The 2,042-nt window shown below is 78.2% G+C and carries 2 protein-coding genes; both read right to left on the bottom strand.

What is annotated here, in order from left to right:
• Positions 1 to 108: 108 nt before the first annotated feature.
• A complete protein-coding gene (locus tag FOE67_RS23940; protein WP_182666918.1) occupies positions 109 to 1,128 on the bottom strand; it encodes an NTP transferase domain-containing protein in 1,020 nt (339 codons plus the stop codon).
• A gap of 217 nt (positions 1,129 to 1,345) precedes the next feature.
• Positions 1,346 to 2,042, bottom strand: a 697-nt coding sequence (locus tag FOE67_RS23935; RefSeq protein ID WP_182666917.1) for a dihydrolipoamide acetyltransferase family protein, incomplete at its 5' end; no start/stop codon positions are given.

The following is a 2,042-nucleotide window of genomic DNA, read 5'->3' as shown; positions in this document are numbered from 1 at the left end:
GCCCGGCTTCCCCTGCGCCCGGGGCGGGGGGCGCGGCCCCGCCGGGGATGTCGGCGGCGGGGCCCCGCCCGGGCGTCCCCCCTGTCGGGACGGGACCGGGGTGGACCGTCACGGCCGCCCCGCTCCGGGAGTTCCGGGCCCGGGCTCCGCCGTGCCGGACGGCCCGGAACCCGCCCAGGTCTCCGGGGGCGCTCCCTCCGGCGCCCGCTCGCTCTCCCAGCGCGCGGCGAGGGCGCCGACCCGCCGGGCGGCCTCCCCGATGTCGAGGCCGTGGCGTCCGGCGGCCCAGCCGATGAGGAAGGTGGTCAGGGGGGCGGCCGGCCGGGTGACGCCGTGGGCGGCGTCCCGGGCGGCGTCCAGCAGCACACCGGTGTCCATGCCGGGTTCATCCTCGGCGAGGCCCAGTTCCGCCCGGACCGCGGCGATCCATTCGTCCATCACCCTGCCATGCTCCCTGATCCGTTCCCGGGCGGCGGCGAGGTCCCCCCGGGTGTCGCAGTCCGGGCAGGGGGGGCCGGGCAGCCGGCGTACGGAGAGGGTTTCCAGGAGGGTGCGCAGCGGGCGGTCGCGCAGGCTGCCGGGAGGCGTGCCGTGCGGGCCGGGGGAGGCGGCTATCACGGCGAGTGCCTGGCGGACGGACTCGGTGCGGTAGGCGCCGACGAGCGGCTGGTCGCGTCCGTCGGGGTCGGTGAGGATCAGTGCGCGGGGCGCGTCGGGGCCGTCGTCCACCGGGAAGTCGAGCAGGGGGTGCAGCGCCTTCCGGGTGAGGAAGGGGAGGTCGGCGGCGAGCAGCAGCATCCGGGGGGTGCGCACCTCGCGCAGGCCCGCCTCCAGGGCGGGCAACGGCCCACCGCCGGGTGGGTCCTCGCGGGTCCAGCGCACCGGCCGGCAGGTGGGTCGGGGCGGCCCGACGACGACGGTCTCCACGGCGTCGGGGCAGGCGGTGAGGACCCGGTCCAGGAGGGTGCGTCCGCCCACGGTGAGCGAGGGTTTGTCCACGCCGCCGAGTCGGCGGGCGGCTCCACCGGCGAGGATCACCGCCGTGTACGGCTGGGGCCGCCCCCCGGTGGGGGGCGGGGTGTGCCGCGCGGTCGGGAGGGGTGCGTCGCGACGGGGCTGAGCGGCCATGTTCCCGAGTATCGCCCGAAGCGGCGTCCGGGGCGCCGGTGTGGCGCCGGCCGGGCGCGTTTCGGACGGGTGGGCGGTCCGGGACACGCCGGGTCGGGCCCCGTGCCGGGGCGGGCCGACCCGGCACGGGGCCCGGTGGGGCGGGGCGGCCCGTTCCGGCACGGGCCGCCCCGGGGTCTCCCGGCCGGTCCCGGCGCGGGGTCCGACCGGGGGCCGGTCACAGGTCGCGCAGGAGCAACCCGGGGCGTTCGATCCGGTCGGCGACATCCCGCAGGAAGCCGCCGGCGGTGGCTCCGTCGCAGACCCGGTGGTCGAAGGTGAGGGACAGCTGCACGACGTGGCGCAGGGCGAGTTCCCCGTGGTGCGCCCAGGGCTTCTCCACGATCCGGCCCACGCCGAGCATCGCGGCCTGGGGGTGGTTGATGATCGGGGTGGAGCCGTCGACGCCGAAGACGCCGTAGTTGTTGAGGGTGAAGGTGCCCCCGGTGAGGTCGGCGGGCGGGAGGGTTCCGGCCCGGGCGGCCTCGGTGAGGCGGGTGATCTCCCTTCCGAGTCCCTCGGTGGTGAGGGTGTGGGCGTCGCGGACGACCGGCACCACCAGGCCACGGGGGGTCTGGGCGGCGAGGCCGAGATGGACGGAGGACAGCCGCACGATCTCGCGGCGCCCGGTGTCCACCCGGGCGTTGAGCTCCGGCCGGCGGGCGAGTACGGCGGTGCACACACGGGCCAGGAGGGCGAGCAGCGGGACGCGCGGCTCCCCCAGTTCCCGGCGCAGCTCCAGCAGCGCGGTGGCGTCGGCGTCCACCCAGCAGGTCGCGTCGGGGATCTCGGCGCGGCTGCGGGTGAGGTGGTCCGCCATGGTGCCGAGCAGGCCGCGCAGCGGGATGCGGGTCTCCCCGGCGCCGGTGGAAGCC

Source organism: Streptomyces calidiresistens (assembly GCF_014141525.1).
Classification (GTDB): Bacteria; Actinomycetota; Actinomycetes; order Streptomycetales; family Streptomycetaceae; genus Streptomyces; species Streptomyces calidiresistens.
This window is presented reverse-complemented; position numbering and strand designations above follow the sequence as displayed.

Coding starts and splice junctions, on each gene's coding strand:
- FOE67_RS23940 (WP_182666918.1), bottom strand. CDS start 1,128: ATGGCCGCTCAGCCCCGTCGCGACGCACCCCTCCCGACCGCGCGGCAC.